17 protein-coding genes and 2 tRNA genes are annotated in these 21,819 nt (G+C 39.0%); 10 read left to right on the forward strand and 9 right to left on the reverse strand.

Features of this window, described 5'->3' with window-relative positions:
• Nucleotides 1-120: 120 nt before the first annotated feature.
• Nucleotides 121-1,461, forward strand: coding sequence for an amino-acid N-acetyltransferase (argA, locus tag PVK71_RS13110; protein WP_274419147.1), 1,341 nt, complete (start codon nt 121-123; stop codon nt 1,459-1,461).
• A 65-nt stretch (nt 1,462-1,526) separates the two neighbouring features.
• Here the strand turns inward: argA and PVK71_RS13115 are convergent, their stop codons facing one another.
• The 5 genes from PVK71_RS13115 to PVK71_RS13135 all read right to left on the reverse strand — a co-directional run bounded on the left by PVK71_RS13115 (nt 1,527) and on the right by PVK71_RS13135 (nt 12,513).
• Nucleotides 1,527-1,859, reverse strand: coding sequence for a DMT family transporter (locus PVK71_RS13115; RefSeq protein ID WP_443111720.1), 333 nt, complete (start codon nt 1,857-1,859; stop codon nt 1,527-1,529).
• Nucleotides 1,860-2,085: 226 nt separating this feature from the next.
• Entirely contained in the window at nt 2,086-4,104 is a 2,019-nt protein-coding gene (recD, locus tag PVK71_RS13120; protein ID WP_274419145.1) for an exodeoxyribonuclease V subunit alpha, read from the reverse strand.
• A complete protein-coding gene (recB, locus tag PVK71_RS13125) occupies nt 4,097-7,723 on the reverse strand; it encodes an exodeoxyribonuclease V subunit beta (RefSeq protein WP_274419143.1) in 3,627 nt (1,208 codons plus the stop codon). Before recB ends, recD begins: the two co-directional genes overlap by 8 nt.
• Before the next feature lie 299 nt (nt 7,724-8,022).
• Nucleotides 8,023-11,442 carry an exodeoxyribonuclease V subunit gamma gene (gene recC / locus PVK71_RS13130; RefSeq protein WP_274419141.1) on the reverse strand — a complete coding sequence of 1,140 codons (3,420 nt, stop codon included), beginning with the start codon at nt 11,440-11,442 and terminating at the stop codon, nt 8,023-8,025.
• 81 nt (nt 11,443-11,523) lie between these two features.
• Nucleotides 11,524-12,513 (reverse strand): TDT family transporter, encoded by a 990-nt coding sequence (locus tag PVK71_RS13135; protein ID WP_274419140.1) that lies wholly within the window; start codon nt 12,511-12,513, stop codon nt 11,524-11,526.
• 133 nt (nt 12,514-12,646) lie between these two features.
• Between PVK71_RS13135 and PVK71_RS13140 the strand changes: the two genes are divergently transcribed.
• From PVK71_RS13140 to PVK71_RS13155, 4 genes are all read left to right on the forward strand, one after another.
• Nucleotides 12,647-13,525 carry a LysR substrate-binding domain-containing protein gene (locus tag PVK71_RS13140; protein ID WP_274419139.1) on the forward strand — a complete coding sequence of 293 codons (879 nt, stop codon included), beginning with the start codon at nt 12,647-12,649 and terminating at the stop codon, nt 13,523-13,525.
• Nucleotides 13,526-13,610: 85 nt separating this feature from the next.
• Nucleotides 13,611-13,901 (forward strand): YebG family protein, encoded by a 291-nt coding sequence (locus PVK71_RS13145; protein WP_130088082.1) that lies wholly within the window; start codon nt 13,611-13,613, stop codon nt 13,899-13,901.
• Nucleotides 13,902-14,126: 225 nt separating this feature from the next.
• Nucleotides 14,127-15,158, forward strand: a complete 1,032-nt coding sequence (gene dapD, locus PVK71_RS13150; protein ID WP_274419138.1) for a 2,3,4,5-tetrahydropyridine-2,6-dicarboxylate N-succinyltransferase — start codon at nt 14,127-14,129, stop codon at nt 15,156-15,158.
• A gap of 112 nt (nt 15,159-15,270) precedes the next feature.
• Entirely contained in the window at nt 15,271-15,459 is a 189-nt protein-coding gene (locus tag PVK71_RS13155; protein WP_005417846.1) for a YqaE/Pmp3 family membrane protein, read from the forward strand.
• Between the two features lie 25 nt (nt 15,460-15,484).
• On the opposite strand, the gene PVK71_RS13160 is transcribed toward PVK71_RS13155, so the two are convergent.
• Nucleotides 15,485-16,417, reverse strand: coding sequence for a LysR family transcriptional regulator (locus tag PVK71_RS13160; RefSeq protein WP_274419136.1), 933 nt, complete (start codon nt 16,415-16,417; stop codon nt 15,485-15,487).
• 109 nt (nt 16,418-16,526) lie between these two features.
• Between PVK71_RS13160 and chrA the strand changes: the two genes are divergently transcribed.
• Nucleotides 16,527-17,678, forward strand: a complete 1,152-nt coding sequence (chrA, locus tag PVK71_RS13165) for a chromate efflux transporter (protein WP_274419135.1) — start codon at nt 16,527-16,529, stop codon at nt 17,676-17,678.
• Between the two features lie 43 nt (nt 17,679-17,721).
• Here the strand turns inward: chrA and PVK71_RS13170 are convergent, their stop codons facing one another.
• Entirely contained in the window at nt 17,722-18,159 is a 438-nt protein-coding gene (locus tag PVK71_RS13170; protein WP_274419134.1) for a type IV pilin protein, read from the reverse strand.
• Between the two features lie 97 nt (nt 18,160-18,256).
• Between PVK71_RS13170 and PVK71_RS13175 the strand changes: the two genes are divergently transcribed.
• The 4 genes from PVK71_RS13175 to PVK71_RS13190 are packed head-to-tail and all read left to right on the forward strand — an operon-like array spanning nt 18,257 to nt 21,011.
• Nucleotides 18,257-18,772 carry a pilus assembly FimT family protein gene (locus PVK71_RS13175; RefSeq protein WP_274419133.1) on the forward strand — a complete coding sequence of 172 codons (516 nt, stop codon included), beginning with the start codon at nt 18,257-18,259 and terminating at the stop codon, nt 18,770-18,772.
• On the forward strand, nt 18,750-19,370 hold the full coding sequence (locus tag PVK71_RS13180) for a PilW family protein (RefSeq protein WP_274419131.1): 621 nt from the start codon (nt 18,750-18,752) through the stop codon (nt 19,368-19,370). The genes PVK71_RS13175 and PVK71_RS13180 overlap by 23 nt, the downstream gene beginning before the upstream one ends.
• The gene (locus PVK71_RS13185) at nt 19,370-20,614 is read left to right on the forward strand and encodes a hypothetical protein (RefSeq protein ID WP_274419130.1); all 1,245 of its coding nucleotides are present in this window, start codon (nt 19,370-19,372) and stop codon (nt 20,612-20,614) included. Before PVK71_RS13180 ends, PVK71_RS13185 begins: the two co-directional genes overlap by 1 nt.
• Nucleotides 20,604-21,011, forward strand: coding sequence for a type IV pilus modification PilV family protein (locus PVK71_RS13190; protein ID WP_130046315.1), 408 nt, complete (start codon nt 20,604-20,606; stop codon nt 21,009-21,011). Before PVK71_RS13185 ends, PVK71_RS13190 begins: the two co-directional genes overlap by 11 nt.
• 508 nt (nt 21,012-21,519) lie before the next feature.
• Here PVK71_RS13190 and PVK71_RS13195 read toward each other — a convergent pair.
• Both PVK71_RS13195 and PVK71_RS13200 read right to left on the reverse strand, forming a co-directional pair.
• Nucleotides 21,520-21,596: transfer RNA gene (locus PVK71_RS13195), tRNA-Trp, on the reverse strand.
• Between the two features lie 38 nt (nt 21,597-21,634).
• A tRNA-Asp gene (locus PVK71_RS13200) sits at nt 21,635-21,711 on the reverse strand.
• Between the last annotated feature and the right edge of the window lie 108 nt (nt 21,712-21,819).

The raw sequence follows: 21,819 nt of genomic DNA on the forward strand, positions 1-21,819 counted from the left end.
CATATCTGCAAATCTTAAAAAGATTAAGCGAAACTTATGTGACTTTGTACTAAATACTTGTAGATAACCAAATAACTAGTCATTATATCAACATAAAAAATCACTCATGGATGACGTATAGTGCAATTTCGTAGTACTGCTTTAGTAAAAGGCTTCCGCCAGTCCGCTCCCTATGTTAATGCTCATAGAGGTAAAACCATTGTCATCATGCTTGGTGGGGAGGCGATTGCCTATCCTAACTTTGCTAATATAGTTAATGATATCGCCCTCCTTAACTCATTAGGGTTACGAATTGTCATCGTATATGGCACTCGTCCTCAGATGCGTTCATTACTAAAGCAAACAGAACATCGCGCCCCTTTCCACAAAGGAATAAGAATTACTGATGAGAAAACCTTAGAGCTAGTAAAGCAAATCGCGGGACAGTTGCAACTCGATATTACCGCTCGCCTCTCAATGAGCTTAAACAATACACCAATGGCTGGAGCACAAATTAACGTTATCAGTGGCAATTTTGTTATTGCTCAGCCTTTAGGTGTTGATGATGGTATTGATTATTGCCACAGTGGACGTGTCCGTCGAATCGATACCCAAGGGATCAATCGAATGTTAGATCAACAATCTATTGTTCTACTTGGCCCTGTTGCGAGCTCTGTTACCGGCGAATGTTTTAATCTTTTATCAGAAGATGTTGCCACTCAGTTAGCCATCCGCTTAAATGCCGACAAGCTCATTGGTTTCTGTTCAGAGCAAGGTGTCCTCAATAAAAAAGGACAGATTTTAGCGGAATTATTTCCAAGAGAAGCTGAAGAGATCCTTCAACGTCTTGAAAAAGAATTAACACCTGAAAACGGAAAACTCACTGGCACAATGCGCTTTTTAAAAGGAGCGATATCTGCATGTAAAGCTGGGGTTCCTCGTAGTCATCTAATTAGCTACAAAGAAGATGGCGCATTAATCCAAGAGTTATTTTCTTTTGATGGTATTGGTACTCAGGTGGTCATGGCGAGCTCTGAACAAGTTCGTGATGCTGAAATTGATGATATTGGTGGCATATTAGATTTAATTCGCCCATTAGAAGAGGAAGGCATTTTAGTTCGCCGCTCTCGTGAACAGTTAGAACAAGAAATTGCACAATTTACGATTATTGAAAAAGATGGATTAGTCATAGCGTGTGCCGCTTTATATCCTTTCCCAGAAGAAAGAATGGCAGAAATGGGCTGCGTTGCTGTTCACCCTGATTATAGGGATGGAGATCGCGGTATTATTTTATTAAATCGTTTACGCACGAAGGCAAAACAATACAAATTATCCCAACTCTTTGTTCTCACCACTCGCAGTCTTCACTGGTTTAGAGAACAAGGTTTTATTGAGGTAGATGTTTCACACTTACCGATGAAAAAACAAAAACTGTACAACTTTCAGAGAAAATCAAAAATTTTAGTATTAAAGACTCAATAATAAACAAAGGCCGCAATGGAGTGATTCCGTTACGGCCTTTATTATAAAACGAGTAAGCTTAAACTCTAGTGACCAGCAGTGTTAGAAAATAAATTAACGACTAATACACCAGATAGAATAAGAGCTATTCCTGCTATTGCTGGTAAATCTAGTTTTTGCCCATAAGCGAAATATCCGATACCCGCAACTAAGACAATCCCAGCTCCACTCCATATCGCGTAAACAATGCCAACAGGCATACTTTTTACGGTTACGGACAGCAAAAAGAAAGCAATACCATAGCCAACAGCCACAATTAAACTTGGTGTTAATTTAGTAAATTGCTCGGTTTTAGGAATGAATGAGGTTGCAATCACTTCTGAAATAATCGCAATAATAAGAGCCATCGCTGGCGGCATTGAAACAAGTAATTTAAACATATAGCAGTAAAACTCTAGATCCAGCCACTAATCATCTAATTAACATGGTTGGTAAAAATAGAATATCCGACATTCCTTCCGAATTTTAGAACCGCAATTATAGGCATTTTTGACTCTTTAGCTAGACTCAAAAATAGTAAATAACTATTACAAAGATGAAATAATAGAGTGACCGACTTCTAAAAGTTAATCACTCTCATATCATTTAATTCATTAGTGATACTAACCCACTGTTTCTCTGAGTTTTAATCATAACCCCTCGAGCCACCACTTTTTCCGTCGCAAATAAATCGAGTTTTTTCTTCGCTCGAGTCACACCGGTATAAATCAGCTCACGAGTTAAAATTGGGCTAAACTCTGCAGGTAATGCCAATACTGTATGCTCAAACTCAGAGCCCTGAGATTTATGAATAGTCATTGCATACACCGTTTCATGCTCTGGTAATTGGCTTGGTAGCACACCACGAATAGAGCCATCTGGCATATCAAAATAGACACGCAAACGCTGATCAATAGGATCTGGCATAGCAATACCAATATCGCCATTATACAAACCAACACCATAATCATTTTGCGTTACCATAACAGGACGCCCCGAATACCAAATTTCATCACCGTGAGGGATTAAATCAGACTTTTTCAACGCTTTTTCAATACGCTGATTTAATCCAACCACACCAAAATCCCCTTCACGCATCGCACATAATAATTGAATTTTGCTAAATGCTTTCAGTACGATTTCAGGTTTATCACCTGCATGGATATGCCCTAAGTAACTGCGATAACCATTGACCATCATAGTAATCATTGCGTTGTAACTGTCATTGCTTAAATCATAAAAACGAATGTCTGAGAACCCTTTGGCCCATACAGCTTCCACTTTAAATTTACTGCCTTCATTAATGGCTTTGGCGAGTTGCCCTATACCTGAACGCGCATCAAAACGGTAACTCTTTTGCAGCATACATAAGCTATCTGCAACGGCGTTATTATGTGATTGTGCCAGTAGATTAAAGCCAGTTAGTTGAGATAACTGCTGTGCTTGGTTCTGGCTATAACCCATTTTGGTAAACTGACAAATATCACCTAACACCGCTCCCGCTTCAACCGAAGCTAGTTGATCTTTATCGCCCAATAAAATAACACGAGCGTGTTCAGGTACTGCATCGAGTAGTCGTGCCATCATAGGCAAATCGACCATAGACGCTTCATCCACCACCAGTACATCAAGGTGCAATGGGTTCGATTTGTTATGACGAAAATCCACTTGATTTGGAATATAACCAAGCAGTCGATGCAGTGTACTTGCATCAGTCGGGATCGCTTCTTTCACTTCAGGTGCTAAACCAATGGATTGTACCGCCTGACCAATGGACTCAGTCAAACGCGCCGCGGCTTTACCAGTTGGCGCAACCAGTTTAATCGCTATGTTTTTATTATCCTGCTGAGCTTGCGTCACTAAAGAGGCCAAAAGCTTGGTTACTGTGGTTGTTTTACCCGTACCTGGACCTCCAGAAATTACGGAGAATCGACGAGTTAACGCCACAGCTGCTGCTACTTTTTGCCAATTAACACAGTGGGTATTTGGAATTAATTGATCTAACGTTTCTAGTTCTGAAGATTTAGTCGCGGCTAATAAAGCCGTATCAATTGCCTGCCAATCAAGATCATCCGATTGAACAACATCAAGCATATCGCACACTAATTGTTGGCGAGAAACTTGATTGTTATTCTCTAACTTTTTCAAGGCTGAAAATAAAAAATGATACTGACGAGCAAACAACTCATCCAATGTATTCGATAACTGAGGATTTACCGCCACACTTTGTGCCGCTTTAGTAATACGGTTAGACACACGTTGCTCAAATCCCCAGTAGCGTTGTAAATACAAGCGAGTACCATCAAAAGCTAAAGGCTTGGCTTCTGTACCATTTGAGACTGTAGAAGCAGTGGTTAACTCAGAAATCCAGAGGCTTTTTTCTGGAACTAATTCTAATAGCGCATCACGATACTTTGCTGGGAGAGTAAAAAGATCGCCCTGTTCTATCTGCTCAATATCAATACAGACGTGACCTTTTCCTAATTCATGACTTGTAATCGCAGACAACAGCATGATGAGATTTTTATCGCTATTTTTTTCTTGTTGAGCGATAAATTTAGCAAATTGAAGATCCAATGGGCGAAGTACACCATGAGCCATTAAGTGTTGTAATTGCTTAAGCATCGACTGTTTCTCCATCTACCAATTTCTCTAACTCCTCTAACAAAGCTTTACTCGGTTTTGAATAAAATACACCGTTAGAATTTGCATCATGCCCTTCATATGTATCTTCAACGCCACGCAAGAAAATATAATACGCACCGCCAAAATGGGTATCGTAATCATAATCGGCAATACGACTCTTCAAAAATCGATGAAGTGCCAATGCATAAAGTTGATACTGAAAATCGTAACGGTGATCTCGCATTGCCTCAACTAAGGCATCTCCGCCATAAGATTCTGAGGAGTCTCCCAGATGGTTTGATTTCCAATCGAGAACGTAATATTTACCTTCATGCTCAAACACTAAATCGATAAAACCTTTTAGCATGCCGCTAACGGTAGAGAAGCCAAGTTCTCCTGCTCGTGCTGATACTTCATCATGCTTGGCGATGGTTTTATTCACTAAACTTGAGTTTAGCAACTCAATAGGAAGTAAAAATTCCATTTCAACCAAACGTTGAGTTGGACCTTTGCTTGCCAAACGTAAGTTCTCGCCATCGAGTGGACAATCTAACACTCGCTGCATCATGTTTTGAACGACTTCTAGCCATTCTGCATCGTAGTTTTCTTTCTCTAGCAACTTAATGATGATTTGCGTATTTTCTTCACTGGTGATGGGTTGAGTAAATTCCACCTCTTCAAACAATGAGTGTAAGAAAGTACCCGCTCTCGCTCCACGAGGGAAAGTAAAGATGGTTCGCTCTGGCTCTAAATCCAACTCTTTATCGTCTTTATCTTCTGCTGAATCGATATCTAAATTAATAAGCTCTAATGACGCATCATTATAGTGGTTGCCTTGTTTTACTAATCCAGAATAACTGGTCATCCACCAATTACTTTTCACAGGTTCACTTAACTTACTAGCGTGCAGTTCAATATGCTCATCTTGAACCTCTTGATACAACTCATCGGTGATGGTTTGAGGTGATTGGATCACCATAGGCGAATTGCCTGCAATCAACTTTTCAAGACAGGCTTTCAGTTCTTCAACATTACATTCATCCGCCTGTTGAATTAGATAACCTAACCCCGATAAATGCACGCCCGTTGGTGGTTTTTTAGAGATACCTTTAGTGATAGGCGCGATGCCGATATAACAAGCATAAACCGCACGAGTCATCGCTACATAAATCAAACGTAAGTCTTCGGCTAAACGCTCTTTTTCTGCCTTCTCAACGGAATCGTCTTCTTTTAATAAATCCAACACCGAGTAACGATTATCTTCATCATAAAAACTGACTTCGCCTTTTTTGTCTATCGCACGATATGAGCAAACAAAAGGCAAAAAAACTAAGTCATATTCCAACCCTTTGGACTTATGAATAGTAACGATTTGCACCAAGTTACGCTCTGATTCTAAACGTACTGTCTGCTCTTCTGAATCACCATTAGGCTCAGAAATAGAACCAGACAACCAACGTAATAATCCATAATCACTGTCTAAGGTTTGGCTAGTTTGCTGCAGTAATTCACCGATATGCAATAAGTCTGTTAGTTGGCGCTCACCACCGTTTTCCGCTAATAAACGCTCAGAGATCCCTTGCTGGGTAATGATTTGGTGCAACATTGGCATGATACCGCGCTGTAACCAATGCTTACGATAGGCGCGAAACTCATTAACCGCTTGCTCCCACTGCATTTCATCGACATTAAACTGATGCAATTGATCGGCAGTATAAGCAAATAATGACGATGCTAATGCTGAACGAACCGCCCTTGCATCTGTCGGCGTCATGGCCGCTTGCAATAAACGCAATACATCTTTCGCTAATGGAGAAGAAAATACGCTATCACGGTTAGATAAATAGACACTGGCGATACCTTGTTTTGATAAGGCTTCACGAACTAATTTACCTTCTTTACCAGTACGAACTAGAACCGCAATATCACCCGCTTTGATCGCTTGTTTTTTCTCTCCGTTTTGTAAATACGCTGAGCCTTGTTGCGCCCCCGTCAAAATGGTTTGAATTTGTGCGGCAGTTGATTCTGCCATCACACGCTGATAACTGGTTTTATTTACTGGATTGCCATCTTTACTCTCTTGCAACCAAAAGGTCATCGCTGGCTGAGTTTGATTCTCTAACGCCCATGATTTTTGCTCGGCATTAACAGGATTATATTTAACCGGATAAAATGGAATATCGTCATCGTACAAAAAAGGCTGTTTACCATGTTCAAAAATACGGTTCACTGACGACACCATATCTGCGGTTGAGCGCCAGTTAGTATCCAAGGTGTAATGATCTGCGACTTGGCGACGAGCTTGAATATAGGTAAAAATATCCGCACCACGGAAAGCATAAATCGCTTGTTTTGGATCACCAATCATGAATAATCCACATTGTGGCTGATCTTGATAAAGCGTACTAAAAATCGAATATTGCAGCGGATCGGTATCTTGGAATTCATCGATCAAGGCCACTGGATATTGCTCACGGATCTTTTCTAGCAATAAGGCATTCTCTTGATTTTCTGTCGCTTGAGATAGTTGAGTCAGCAAATCATCAAACGATAACCAATTTTTTTGCTCTTTCGCTTGTTGTAACGTTTCGCGACAGCGATGAATCGCTAATGATAGTAGTGGCTGTTTAATCTCTAATGGCTGAGCTAGAAAATCATCAATAAGTTTAAATACGGCGTGTTCTGGCGCTTCGCCTTTTTTGGTTTTTTCAATTAATAATTCTTGAGAAAACTTTTCTAGCTTATCGTGTACTTGCAATGAGGTGGTTGGGTTATTGACCCACGATGACACTTGTTCTAACCAATTAGGTAAATTCTTTTTAGTGTAGCTGCGTTTATCTACACCTGAACCTGAAATTAGCGCTTCAAAATCTACACAATGTTCTGCCCACTGTTTTTTTAATTCATCAATACGAGCAATGCCTTGCTGACAGAACTCTTCTAATGAATTATCTAGTGGCTCTACGGTTAAATGCTTTGGTACACCGGTAAGACTATTACCCATATCACCTAATAATGCCGATGGATTTGGCCAGCAATCATAAACACTTTCAGCCACCATTTTTGGTAGATGATAAAAACTGCGACGCCAAAAATCCGCAGCCACTTGATGCATTAATTTGGCTTGGTCGGTAACAAATTCACTCTCAAACTGCGCACCCGATTCAAAGGCATTTTGGGTTAGCATACGCTGACAAAAACCATGAATGGTGAAGATTGAGGCTTCATCCATGCTGCGTTCGGCATTCAAAAGGATCTGCGCAGCTGATTTATGGTCACCAATAGAAGCCAACAGTGGATCAATAACCGGATCACCGCTCTTATAATCATTATTATGAACAGCACGAGCAAACGCTAAACGAGCATCATGTATTTTTGCTCGGATACGATCTCTCAACTCAGCCGTTGCCGCTTCTGTAAAAGTTACTACCAATATTCTATCTACGGTTAATTCTTCACTATGACGGCTATTTTCCTCACCATGTCCCAGCAATAAACGTAAATACAAACTGGCAATGGTAAATGTTTTACCAGTACCAGCTGAAGCTTCAATTAAACGTGTCCCATGCAAAGGAAACGTCATTGCATTCAATTGATTTGGAGCTGCGATTGTCGTCATCGAACATCACCGTTTTAAACATCAACATCCTGTTTTTACAAGATATTTGTGTGATCCATATCGTAATTCATTGGGAACAACGATAATAAAATTAATAAAGCTATCAATGTGAGATCTTTCTCACGGTTCACTTTTTATGCTTTGTTACACTCAGCGCCACTTACAAAGAGCTCATTAAATGTGCATTTGTAATCAGGATTCGGTCAACCTCTGACCTGTGGCCGTACAGCGAACGCCCTACACTAAAAATGATTTACTGGCGGCCACCCTACTTTCTACTGATGACCCACCGTTACCCTTTATAACTTTTCTTTCTCACTATGCAACAATGCATTACGTAACACCTTTTGAGCATTATCAAAAATAGCCTGACCAAAATCATCATTCCATTCTGGCCACATACGCATGACATAATCATTGCTATTTTCGCCCGCATAACGAGTACCATTGTATTCATCTGCCATTTTTTTCAGGGCTTTTTGTTGCGTTTCTTCGTCATCACTCCACACACCTTTTTTATCAAAATGCGCTTCAAGTCCAGCTAATGCCGCTTTTGGTAAATAAGGCAATGGTGCACAGTTACCCGAAATATAAAGGCTTAATATAGTCTCTAATTCTTGGTACGCTTTTTCTTTTTCAATAGCTTCAAAATGATAAATCGTATCGGTACCAAATAGGTGAGTAAATTGCTGCTGGCCCATAGCACACAAACACAGGTGATCAATCCAGGTTGCTAATACTTCATGTGAACGAATTTTACCGCCACGATAACGCAGCATCCCTGCCTGATAACGCTGTTTTAACCAACCTTGCAGTTCCATTTCACCATGAGGGAAGCTAAAGCGTAAACGCACTTCTTGATCGTCTAATGGTAACGTCGTTAATGGTTGAATATGAGCAACCAAATCTTTTACCGTGTTTACTTCTTTGTCTGCCGCTATCTCACCAAAACTACCAATCGGTAATTTACCTTGGGCCTTTTGCTGATGATAAAAATCACGAGAGATTTTAGATATATGGTTAGGATCATCGTAGGCCAATAAGTCCTCTAGTAAATCCGATTTCATACCATAGCCAGTACGACCATCGATGGTAAACGGCTCATCATCTTCAACTCGACTCTCTACCGTTTCAAAAAATACTTTCAATCCACGGTTAAAGAAATAAGCAACAGGTAATCGCCAAAAACGTTGCAGCTCAGTAAGCTCTAGCTCTTTTGTTTCAGGCGTATACACTAATGGTGCAGTCTGAAATTCAGGCGCCGCTGCCCCTTCTAATTTAGCCGTTGGTAACCACTCACTTGCATAGCTGATATTGCCACCAATAAAACTTTGTTGGCTGTAAGGAACCAAAGGATGTTCTATGGTTAATTGCTTAACTAAGCGCTTTGCGGATGCTTCAGGATTTAACTCACCATCCCCCTCAAGGCAATAACCTTGCTGGCAATATTCAAGTAACTCACTGACTAATACTGACGGTGCTTTTTCTGTGTTATCGCGAATTGAACGCCCAATATAACTTAAATAAAACGCTTTATTTGCCGATTGAAGCGCTTCTAAAAACAGGTATCTATCATCATCTCGACGTGAACGGTCACCCGGTTTCATGCGTTTTTGCATTAAATCGAAACCTTCAACAGGCATGGTTCGAGGATAAGATCCATCCGTCATCCCAAGCAAACACACCACATCAAATGGAATTGAACGCATTGGCATTAAGGTACAAAAGTTAACTTGTCCCGCTAAGAATCGTTGACTCGCTTTACCACCAGATAAATTATTTTTCAGATAATTATTAATAATTGGTGCAGAGATTGGCGCATCAAAACCCGCATCTTCTAAGTTCTCTTCTAGCTTTTGCAGTTGATCTCGAATGCTTTTAACGACCAATTCACCTTCTAATTCGACATCTAAAAAATCATCCATTAACTGGTTGATGGTGGTTCGCCATGTCGTAATTGTATGCGGTTGGCCTAGGATGATCTGATAAGTCAAAAGCTGATCAATAAACTGCGCTAAGTTACCGGCAATTTCCGCATTCATGCCCTGCACTTGTTCGTAACTCGCCATGCCTTCGAATAGCCCAGCACCTTGCTCCATCGCATAACCAAGCAACATGCGTTGAATACCAAATAACCAAGAGTTTTGATTGTGTTCAGGAAGATCAAACTGTGCAGATGTGGTGTTATCTAATCCCCAGCGAATACCAGTTTCTTCAGCCCAGCGTTTCACAATTTCAAATTGCTCGGCATTGAATTTAAAACGAGACATTACCGTAGGAACTTCAAGTAAAGTGAGCAATTCAGAAAGACCACAACGATTCTCAGGCAGCGCCATCAAGCTCATGAAAGCCAATAACACTGGGTTTTCTTGCTCAGCACTTTGGTCTGAAATCGCAAAAGGAATATAACGATCAAACGCCGCATTACCAAAGACGGCTTGAATTGCCGCACTGTAAACATTAATGTCTGCTACCATCACGATAATATCGCGTGGTTTTAAGTCTGGGTCATTAGAAAACATATCCAATAACTGATCGTGTAAAACCTCGACCTCTCGCATTGGACTATGGCACGAATGTAAAAGAATCGAACGATCATTAGAGTCGATTGATTGTTTATGCTGACTATTATCAAGCACATCATCACGACTGCGCTCTTCAAGATTTAAAATATCAGATTGAATAGAATGCAGCAGATTATCGTTATCAACATCGACAAAGGCATCAATCTCCTGTGCTTCCATTTCTGATAATAAACAAAGGTTATCTCTGCCTAATTTACCCCACGAGGCAAGCAAAGAATTCCCGACTTCAGAAGTATGTAATTCATCCTCAAAATTCGCATCAAGCGATCCTTTTAATTGTTCGGAATCACCAATATGCTCACTATGATCATCTAGCCATTTAACTTGCAGGCGATTACGGGCTTCTAAACGAGCAAGGTATTTTCTGTCTCGAATTTCTCCCCAGTAATAACGGCAAGGATTGGTAAACATTAAATGCACATCAATATGCTGACCTAACGCCGCAAGCGCATCCAAATAACGAGGAGGTAGTGACGTGATGCCCACCACAAACAAACGCTTAGGCACCCCTTTTGGTAAGGTGCCCGTTTGCAAATAGTTATCTAGCGTTTCAATAAAGTGTTCAAACATATTGGCACGATGATAAGGAGAATGGTCAAGCGCTAAAGTTTGATCATATAGCGATCGCCATAAAATAGGTTGCCAAGGATGTTCGCCTTCTAATTCGATAACCTCCTCTCCAGCTTCCCACAGTTGAATCCACTCTGGCCGGAACACCAAGTATTGGTCAAAGATATCGGCAATTTTTGCAGCCAGTTGATAACACTTAAGTTGGTTTTCATCATTTTCTAAATAGCGCTGTAGAGGTGCGAATTCCTCTTGTTTTAACAGCTCAGGTAATAATGTCACTATCTTCCATGTCATCGCTTCTTTATGGAAAGCGCTACGCTTTGGCACATCATCAAGCACCTGAGTAAACAAGTCCCAAATAAAAGTAGCAGGAAGTGGAAAAGTAAGATTGGCGGCAATCCCTAACTCTTTTGCGAGTTCGATTTTGAGCCATTGCGACATACCGGGACTTTGAACAAGTATTTGCTCTTGCTCGAATGGATTATCAAGAGGGTTAAGACGAATTAATTCAACGACAAGTGATTTAAGAACATCAAGTTGATTTGAATGATAAACAGTAAACACACCCAGCTCGCTTATAAAGAAATGAAAGTCTCTATAGCTTAACGTAACTAGATGTGTTTTAAGAGAAAAAAAGCGTATTAATTAGTGCACATGTTTAGGACTTACTAAACGATTTGCCATACGAGTAATTGGACGATAATGCGCTAAATAATGTGCAGCGACATAACTCACGACACAAGTAGCAACCACTAACTCAACTACCGCCAATGTTCTTACTTGGTATACATAATTAGTAGCAACACCTTGAGATAGCATCCAGTTCGCGGTTTTAAATAATGCCGTTGCACCAATCACCATAGGGAAGGTAAACGCTGCATAACCTGGACTAAATGGTAATCTCATTAATTTAAAGAAAGCCATGTAGATAACACTCGTCATTAACACTGCAATACCAAATAGAAGTGCAATAATCACAGGCGATGGTGAAGCTGTCACCGTTAAATAACCTGCTAACGATAAACTTGCTGGTGCCGCCATTATTGCTATTGTTGGTTTTGCAGTATCCGGCACTTCATGACTAAAAATCAAACGATAAATCATAATTGGTAGCATGATTGCATAGATAACCAAACCAAACATAAGAACCCAATGTGCGACAGGTGCTAATGCTGAATTGCCTGAAAAAGAAACATCAGCAACCACTAAACCTACTGGTGGAACAAACCAGCTAGGAACCATATGATGCAATTCAAAATCTTTTGCTCTGTGGTAAATAAAAGAGACTAAGAAAATAATATGGAGAGCGATTGCAGCAAGCCATAACGCATCCCCAGCCGCTGGATAAAAATGACCAATGCTACTAGATACCACCATTGTGCCCATAGCAAAAGTTGGAGCAACACTACCTACAACAGGATGAGCAAGTTCGCTCCATAATACCGTTGGGTGTAATAAAAATTTAATCGCTAATACCAGTAATAATACTGAAGCGATTGCTGCTGAGATCCATTGCGCATAGCCATTGAGCGGCAATGCATTTTCCCAACACCAACCTAGACTTGCAATCCCAAGAGCTAACCCTGCCATTGGCGTTGGAGCACCTGCTACTTTTTGTTTTGTGTAATTAAGCATGACATTGTTCTCTTTACTATTTAACGATGAAGCTATTTTACTTCTTGCTAAGCATTAATAAAATTTGAATAAACTTAAGGTTACGTTAATATTAACTAAACGACTTAAGGTTTATTTATTAGGACTTCCTGTCATGAGAATTTCACTAAAACAGCTCAATGTATTTACTGCTATTGCCCAAGAAAAAACAATGACTAAAGCAGCAGAGCGCCTTTTCATCACTAAGCCTGCAGTGAGTCTTTCGCTTTCTGAGCTTGAGAAAAACCTTGGTTACAAAGTTTTTGATCGTGTAAATAATCGATTAGTGTTAAATAGTGAAGGCCGCCAACTTCTTCCTTTAGCAGACGAGTTACTAGAACGAGCAGAAGCTATCGAGCACCAATTTACGGCAGATAGTCAGTTGACGGGCTCATTAAACATTGGCGCTAGTGACACCATTGGTAATCACATTGCGCCGGTATTACTCAGTCAATTTCAACAGCAACACCCTTGCGATATTCAGCAACTGTTTATTTCAAATACTGCACAAATTATTAATCGACTGCTAGAGTTTCAGCTTGATATCGGTTTGGTTGAGGGTAAAGCGCATCATCCCAAACTAAATATGATTGAGTGGCAATGCGACGATATGTATATAGTGTGCGCCCCTTCTCACCCTTTGGCAACTAAGAATAAAGTGACTCTGAACGATTTAGAGCATTCAACTTGGTTGTTACGTGAAGAAGGCTCAGGCAGTCGAGAGTATTTCATTAACCATATTGCCGCTAATTTAAATGATTGGCATGAATCATTACAACTTCATACTACTGAGGCTATCATTAATTGTTGTTCTGAAAACATGGGATTAGCATGTATTTCTCAACTCGCAGCACAAAATGCCATTAATGATGGACGCCTAGTTAAAATTTCTTATGAAAAACGATTAACTCGCCAATACTGGTTACTACTTCATAAAGAAAAATATCAAACACCCTTATTACAACAATTCCTTGCTTATTGTGAGGAAAGTTAACTCTATCTAACTTTCGTTTCTCTAAGTGGACACATAAGCCTGCTTACTGTATAAAACACCAGTTAATTAAATAGGAGAGACGACCATGGCTGTTATCGTCAAATATGTAGTTGAGCGCAACGGAGAAGAGAAGATGACTTTTACCTCTAAATCGGAAGCCGATGCTTATGACAAGATGCTTGATATCGCAGATGAACTTTTTACTTTTCTTGGTGAAAGTGAATTGATTGAAGATGAAGCGAAGCAAGAAGAGATGTCTTTATACCTAGCAAAACATAAAGAAGATCTGTTAGTTGCTCTTGGTGCTAAACGTAAACCAGCACCTAAAAAAGCAAAGATTGAAGCAGTAAAAGACGAAGAGTCTGACGCGGCTTAATTCTACAAAAAACACATTTTAAAATATAAATAGCAGCTTAGTGAGCTGCTATTTTATTTTCAACTCCCTAACGATTAATCCCCTTTTCTTACACTTTTTCTCCCTGCATCGTAAATATTTCTTACTTTCGCCCTTCTATATCACAGCAACTCTCTTTATGATATGAAGTAAGATTTATTTTTAAATACTAATACTAATATTTATATGGAAATGGAGAATCATTACATGGCTCATTTTGCTCTTGCCTTTGGTACAGCGACAAAAAACCGCGACAATAAAATCATTGAAGCATTTTTCCCACACCCAGTATTAAACCCTTCTGAGTCTTTAGTTGCTGCTATTGCTCAAGCAAGTGGTTATGCTGAAGGCAACCAAGCTATCGAAATTTCTTCTGAAGTTTGCACTGAACTTGCTAATGCATTTGCAGCAAGTGGTGATATTGCTAATGCTGCATTTGCAGAAAAAGCAGTTCAATCTAAACAACCTCTTGTTCTTGTTGTGCTAGCTACTGATGAGCAATCTCAATCTGTTGCTGAAGGTTTCTTAAAACTTCAACTTATCTCTAACCGTTTAGTTAAACCACACGGTACTGTACTTGATGGTATCTTTGGTCTTCTACATAACATCGCATGGACTAACCAAGGTCCAATCGATTTACCTGAACTTGCTGATCGTCAAATCGAAGCTCGTCTAGCTGGCGAAACACTAACTGTAGATTGCGTTGATAAATTCCCTAAAATGGTGGATTACGTGGTTCCTACTGGTGTTCGTATTGCTGATACTTCACGTGTTCGACTAGGCGCTCATGTAGGTGAAGGCACAACAGTTATGCACGAAGGTTTCATCAACTTTAACGCTGGTACTACGGGTGTTAGCATGGTTGAAGGCCGTATTTCTGCTGGTGTTGTTGTTGGCAATGGTTCAGATATCGGCGGTGGTGCTTCTATCATGGGTACACTTTCTGGCGGCGGTAAAATGGTTATCTCTATTGGTGAGAACTGTCTACTTGGTGCTAATGCCGGTCTTGGTTTCCCAATGGGCGATCGTTGTACGATTGAATCAGGCCTATATGTTACTGCTGGTACAAAAGTAAGCATGCTAGATAATCAAGGCAAAGAAGTTGAAATTGCAAAAGCTCGTGATCTTGCTGGTAAAACCGATCTTCTATTCCGTCGTAACTCTATCACTGGTCAAATCGAATGCTTGACTAACAAATCTGCGGTTGAACTAAATAGCGAATTACACAGCAATAACTAATTTTTAGTCTAATGGCCTGAGTATATTCATGCTCTATTCATAAAGACCAAGATAGTATTATGGCCAGTAACTAAATAGTTGCTGGCCATTTTTTATTTATATAGGAAACTCAATGAGACTATTACTTGCTTTATTACTGCCTTGGTTACAGTTTTTCACGATAGGTCGTCCATTTAGCGGCATCATTTGTCTTATCTTACAAATAACTTTAATCGGTTGGATCCCTGCAGCTATTTGGTCGGTTTATGCGCTAAGCCAATATAAAACCGATGAAAAAATTAAAGACGCTTTTGGGCGATAACAATTAAATCCCAAAAGCACAGAATTTAAGTCCTATAAGTAATCACGCTTTTTTCAATGGTTTGAATAAGTAATTCTTTGAGCCATTGATAGCGTTTATTCTCTTTATTTCTGGTTTGCCAAATCAATTGAATATCAAACTCACCGACATTAATTGGAGGCTCCGAATGCACTAATTTTTCTGAGAAAAGATCTAATTGAGCCATCAACTCAGGCACAACACAAATCAAATCTCTTTTTTTCATTAAGTGCCTAATGGTTAAAAAATGTTTAGATGCCACGCTAACAGCACGATTCACCCCCAACGCTTTTAACTCTTTATCTACCCCTGTTTTTAATGCGCCATCAGGACTCACTAGCGCATGGGGCAAAGAAATGTAATCAGCTAGACTAATTGGTGCTTTAAATTGATGCCTCATGCCATCCCACATACATACGTGTTTTTCTGTATATAACGTTTGATATTGAAACTCTTTTTGCTCAGGCTTCATACTACCAATCACTAAATCAAGTGGCTCTGAATCAAATCTATCTTGATAATTGGCTTTATCTACTGTGGTAAAACATAACTGTGCATTTGGTGCTAACTGATGAATAGCATCAAAAATATCAGCGGCAAAAAGAAGCTCTGCGTAATCTGTCATTCCTATTTTAAACGTACCAGTAAACTCACTCGCTTCAAACGTATCTACTTTTAAAATATCCCCTGAGATTGTCTGTAATACCTGAATGATCATTGGATACAGCTGATTAGCTTTAGCTGTTGGGATCATTTTATGTCCTTGTCTTTCAAACAAAGGATCATTTAATAATTCACGTAGGCGACCAAGGCTATGGCTCATCGCTGACTGTCCTACAAATAATTTATTCGCCGCTAATGAAACACTTTTTGTTTCCATTAATGCGCTAAACACGACCAATAAATTAAGATCTACCGCCTTCCAATTAATTTCATTCATAGTTAGTAGTAATTTAATCGATTTGAATAATTGGATAGTAACTCGTAATCTTTATCCCATCAAAATGGAATGTCCGAATTTGGATGATACGTCAAAAGTTGAGTAGATTATGTTTGAAATATTTAAGCGATTTTTTTTATTAGGTTGGGTTAGCTTCGGTGGACCTGCTGCTCATATTGGCTATTTCAGAAATGAGTTTGTTCAAAAGCGCGGTTGGATAAGTGAAGAGGAATACGCTCAACTGATCGCCTTAAGTCAGTTCTTACCAGGACCAGGTTCAAGCCAAGTGGGTTTTGCTTTGGGTTATCACAGAAAAGGACTCTTTGGTGCTCTACTCGCATCAATTGGTTTTACATTGCCCTCTATTCTTATCATGGTCTTATTAGCAAATATAAGCCATTCATTCTTTGGCAATAACGTCTTTGAAGGCATTATTCATGGATTAAAATTATTAGCCGTTGTTGTCGTTGCTGATGCAATTATGGGAATGTATAAGAGTTTTTGTAAGGACAAAATTACCGTACTTTTATGTATTATGACAGCGAGCTTGTTATTAATACTTCCTTCAATAAGCACTCAATTAATTGCCTTATTAATTGCCGCTATCGTTGGTCGAATTTATCTAAAATCAGACCAAGTAACAGAAATTAAAAAGGAATCAAAAGGTATTAATTGGATACCACTAGTTATCTTTGGTCTTTGTTTCTTTGCTTTACCTGCTATTGTTAATCATTCACCTTTGCTTGTGCTTTTTTCTGATTTTTTCCAAGCAGGTAGTTTAGTCTTTGGCGGCGGTCACGTAGTACTTCCATTACTACAAAATATTGTTGGCGACCAAATTAGCACTGATAGCTTTTTAACTGGCTATGCTGCTGCACAGGCAGTTCCAGGCCCTATGTTTACCTTTGCGACATTCTTAGGCTATGAATTATGGAGTGAGCAACCGGTTCTTGGTGCTTTAGTGGCAACTATTGCAATTTTTTTACCGGGGTTCTTATTGGTCTTGGGCGTATTTAGCCACTGGCAAGTACTTGCTCAAAAACCAGCATTAGCAGGTGCAATTACAGGGATTAATGCATCTGTAGTCGGCTTACTTATCGCGGCATTATATGACCCTGTATTTACCAGCGCTGTAGGTTCTGGTTTAGATATGGCATTAGTTATTATTGGTTTTGCATTGTTAAAGGTACTGAAACTGCCGATTATTGGATTGGTTAGCTTCTTTATTACTACTGGTGCTCTACTGCCTTTTGTTGGATGATTTATGAATAAAAAGGTGGGTTATTATAAATGCTCACCTTTATTTACCAACATTCACTAGGGGTCGCCACATTAAACTGATTAAGCGTAATTTCATTATAAGTATTGCCTGCACAGGTATCATTTCGTTGTTCATTTTTAGGTATAGCTTTAATTGTGTAGGTCGTAGCGGTCAAATCCTCGAAACTTAACGTATACTTATCTAATTGCGTATTACAAAAAGAACACGTTCCCCCGCTGACTATTGATGACGCAATACTAGAATAACTATTTATATACTTCTCTTCGATTTCTAATTGAATCTTTGCGATGTCCGCCAATACTGCAATTCTATTCGTTTTTAAAATATGATGTGTATACGTAGGATAAGCAATAGCAGACAAAATCCCTATAACTGCAATTACAACCATTAATTCGACCAATGTCATACCTCTTGTATGATTACGTTTAGAATTACATTTATTTATTAGAATCATTTCCATTTATCCTCTATCTAGCATCTTCACATTTTTAATACTTGATATAATTTTCGCAAGCGTTATTACGGCTCTATCAATAAGTTACAAAGGGAAATGAGAGATGAATCGCGGGTTTACCTTACTAGAGCTTTTAATTACGGTTACCGTTTTAGCAATCCTATTATCTGTTGCAGCCCCAAACTTCAATACCATAAATAACAGTGTCAAAATGGAACGTTTAGCAACAGAACTCAATGGGTTTTTAATTCAAGCTAAATCAGAAGCAGTGCTCAAAAATAAAGATTTATGGATTCATATTTCATTTCCTAAAACAGAAGAAAATAAAATAGGTTCATGGAATTTAACCTTAAGAGATTCATCCGTTCTTTCTGGAAATATGATTGCTTATTTAGATGGTAGTAACTTCAAAGGCATTACCTTAAAACATACATATAGACATCAAAAAACAAAATTTGAAGGTATACGAGGGCGACCAGCTCCTGGTTCGTTTACTTTCCATCCAAATACTGACACAACAAAAGCATTAAAGGTTCTTCTATCTAATCCACCAGGCAGAATTAAAATATGCTACGACAATACAAGTGGAACTATCTATGGCTATAACTCCTGTTCATAAATATAAACAGCAAGGCGCCTCTCTAATTGAACTTCTTATTGCCTCTTTCATCGGAGTTATTGCTATCAGCCTTGTCGGCTCTATTTTTATTAATGGTCAACGTGTAGCAAAAGAACGGGGACTAGAACTCCTACTAATACAAAATTTAACTAGCACAATACAAATAATAAAAGAAGACATCCAAAGAGCTGGCTACGATGGTTCTGATGGACAATCGATCAAATTATCGGGAGCCGTAAATGTTATAGAGATAACCTCAGATAGTATTGGTTTTGCATATCATCGTAAAATGTCTGGTACACAAAAAACATATCAAAATATCGCATATAAATACTCTCCTGTAGATAAAAAATTAAAAGTTTGCGAAGAAAAAACGTTTATAAATAATCGAAAAGAAATATCCGAAATTGGTGATTGTAATTCACTCTTTGATTCGCAAAATATACATGTAATTGCTTTTTCAATAGTTAGTACCCCACTAGTCACGAGCGCTGCTATGTCATCCATTATTGATATTCAACTTGATGCAAAATTAGTGAACATACCAACAATGACAAAAAGTTTGAGTTTCAGTGCAAAACAAAGGAATTGGCAATAATGAAGATAAATAGTGAAAAAGGTGCCGTTGTTCTAATAATGACTTCACTGCTTATCCTAGCTGCTTTAATTTTATCTTTAGGCACTTATAAAAGTACTTTTTATCAAATCAAAAGATCGCAAAATGAAGTTTTAGCAAAACAAGGTCACTGGAGAGCTGAGGGAGCTATCGAATGCTTATTTACTTTTATTAGTGAGACTAAAACTGAACCATCTCTTCTATCAAAAAATAACAGTTCAACAGAATATGATAATTTAAAATCCGGCTGCGGTATCAACTCTCCGATTGAGAGCCTTTATGCCAAAGCTGTATCTTCAGCAAGCTCAGTAATGACTTATCAACTAACCTATGAACAACATAATAAAGAGCTAATTAAAAAAAGTATTATACCAAAAATTACTTATGGGGATGGCGCAATACAAGCTAGAGGTAATCTAATAATAGATGGGTCCTTAAATGTCTATCCAGACGTTACAGGAGATAAAATTGATGATAAAGATAAATGTGTTGCTATTAAATATACTGGATACATCGATTATCGATTCTCAGGTTCTGGATTAAAAACGCTAAACCCTGAAGATAATGGCCCATACGATGGCTATAAAGGAACATGCCATGCATCCACAAAATCAAATATTAATATATCATCTAAAACAGATGACCCAACGACCTCCAGTAACTTTCTTTCTGATTATATAAAAGAAACTCACTATGATCCATTTGAGGCATTTTTTCAAAAACCTCGCTCCAAATTAGCAGAAATAAAAAATGAATATACCGTCATTAGTGGTAGCAAAGTAAATTGTGACGATCTAATTGCTAATGCGTTTGCTAGCAGCGATAAAGTATGGGTAATCGGCAATTGTGACCTCGGTGATGGACATTCACTAACATCATTACCAAAAACACCTCGAAATCTTGTGGTTGAAGATGGCGTTCTTGGGATTTTCAGTGCTGTAAATTTTTATGGATCAGTCTATCACCTATATCACCATGCACTAGGTCTAGACTTAACGACCAATTGGGATGGTATGGTTAGTGCCAACACTCTAACAAGCGATGATAAAAAGACAGTTTCTCACTTTCAAGCTGGAGCCTTTGTTCCAACGGGTGGATTAATTCTAGATACTCCAAACTCCTCGACATTACTTAAAGGATCTATCGTATTTAAATATAAAAGGGCAGCCCGTAAAGAAGAATATAATAATTTCATTTGGCAAAAAGGATCTTGGAATGATCTCTAAACAAAAAGGATTTAGTCTTCTTGAAATCATGATTTCATTTACCATCATTGGTATTGGTGCTTTAGGGTTATTAAAATTACAAACATTTATCGAACTTAAATCCGAATATGCAACCAGAAGTATTGAGGCTCTCTATAACGCAGAAACTCAATTAGAAAAGTTTCGTAGTCGCTCAACCTCTGGCGCTGGTGGAACTATTACTTATAATTCAATTAATACATCGTCAGACGAAATCACAACCAATGGTGTTACATATACGTTAGCTTGGAATGTGGATAACATAATTTCAGCCTCGGCAAAGCACATCACCATATCTAGCGCTTGGGACACAAGACATGGAAATCAAGAGTTCGTAACCTTAGAAACCATCATATCTAAATACAATGAATTTGATTAATAATTAAACATAAGAGTAATTCGACATTTGAACTCCCAACACGCGCGTTCTTATGGTAGGGGAATCCGCGACTCTTTACCAAACTACAGATAGCAAAAAGGCTCATATCTTTCGACATGAGCCTTCTTTAATATGGCAGGGGTGGAGAGATTCGAATTCCCAACACGCGTGTTCTTATGGCGGGGGAATCCGCTACTCTTTTCTTAAACTACAAATAGCAAAAAGGCTCATATCTTTCGATATGAACCTTCTTTAATATGGCAGGGGTGGAGAGATTCGAATTCCCAACACGCGTGTTCTTATGGTAGGGGAATCCGCTGCTCTTTTCTCAATCTACAGATAGCAAAAAGGCTCATATCTTTCGATATGAGCCTTCTTTAATATGGCAGGGGTGGAGAGATTCGAACTCCCTACACGCGCGTTCTTATGGTGGGGGAATCCGCGGCTCTTTTCTCAATCTGCAAATAGCAAAAAGGCTCATATCTTTCGATATGAGCCTTCTTAAATATGGCAGGGGTGGAGAGATTCGAACTCCCAACACGCGGATTTGGAATCCGCTGCTCTGCCAGTTGGAGCTACACCCCTGTAGTTATTTTAAAGACTTAACTCTGTCTATAAATAAGTGGCGGAGTGGACGGGACTCGAACCCGCGACCCCCGGCGTGACAGGCCGGTATTCTAACCAACTGAACTACCACTCCGCAGTGTCTATTCAGCATATTGCTATTTTTGATTTTACTTTTATTAAAAAGTAAAAATAAATAGGAGCCTGGCGATGTCCTACTCTCACATGGGGAAACCCCACACTA

The organism is Aliivibrio sp. S4MY1 (assembly GCF_028765545.1).
Taxonomy (GTDB): domain Bacteria; phylum Pseudomonadota; class Gammaproteobacteria; order Enterobacterales; family Vibrionaceae; genus Aliivibrio.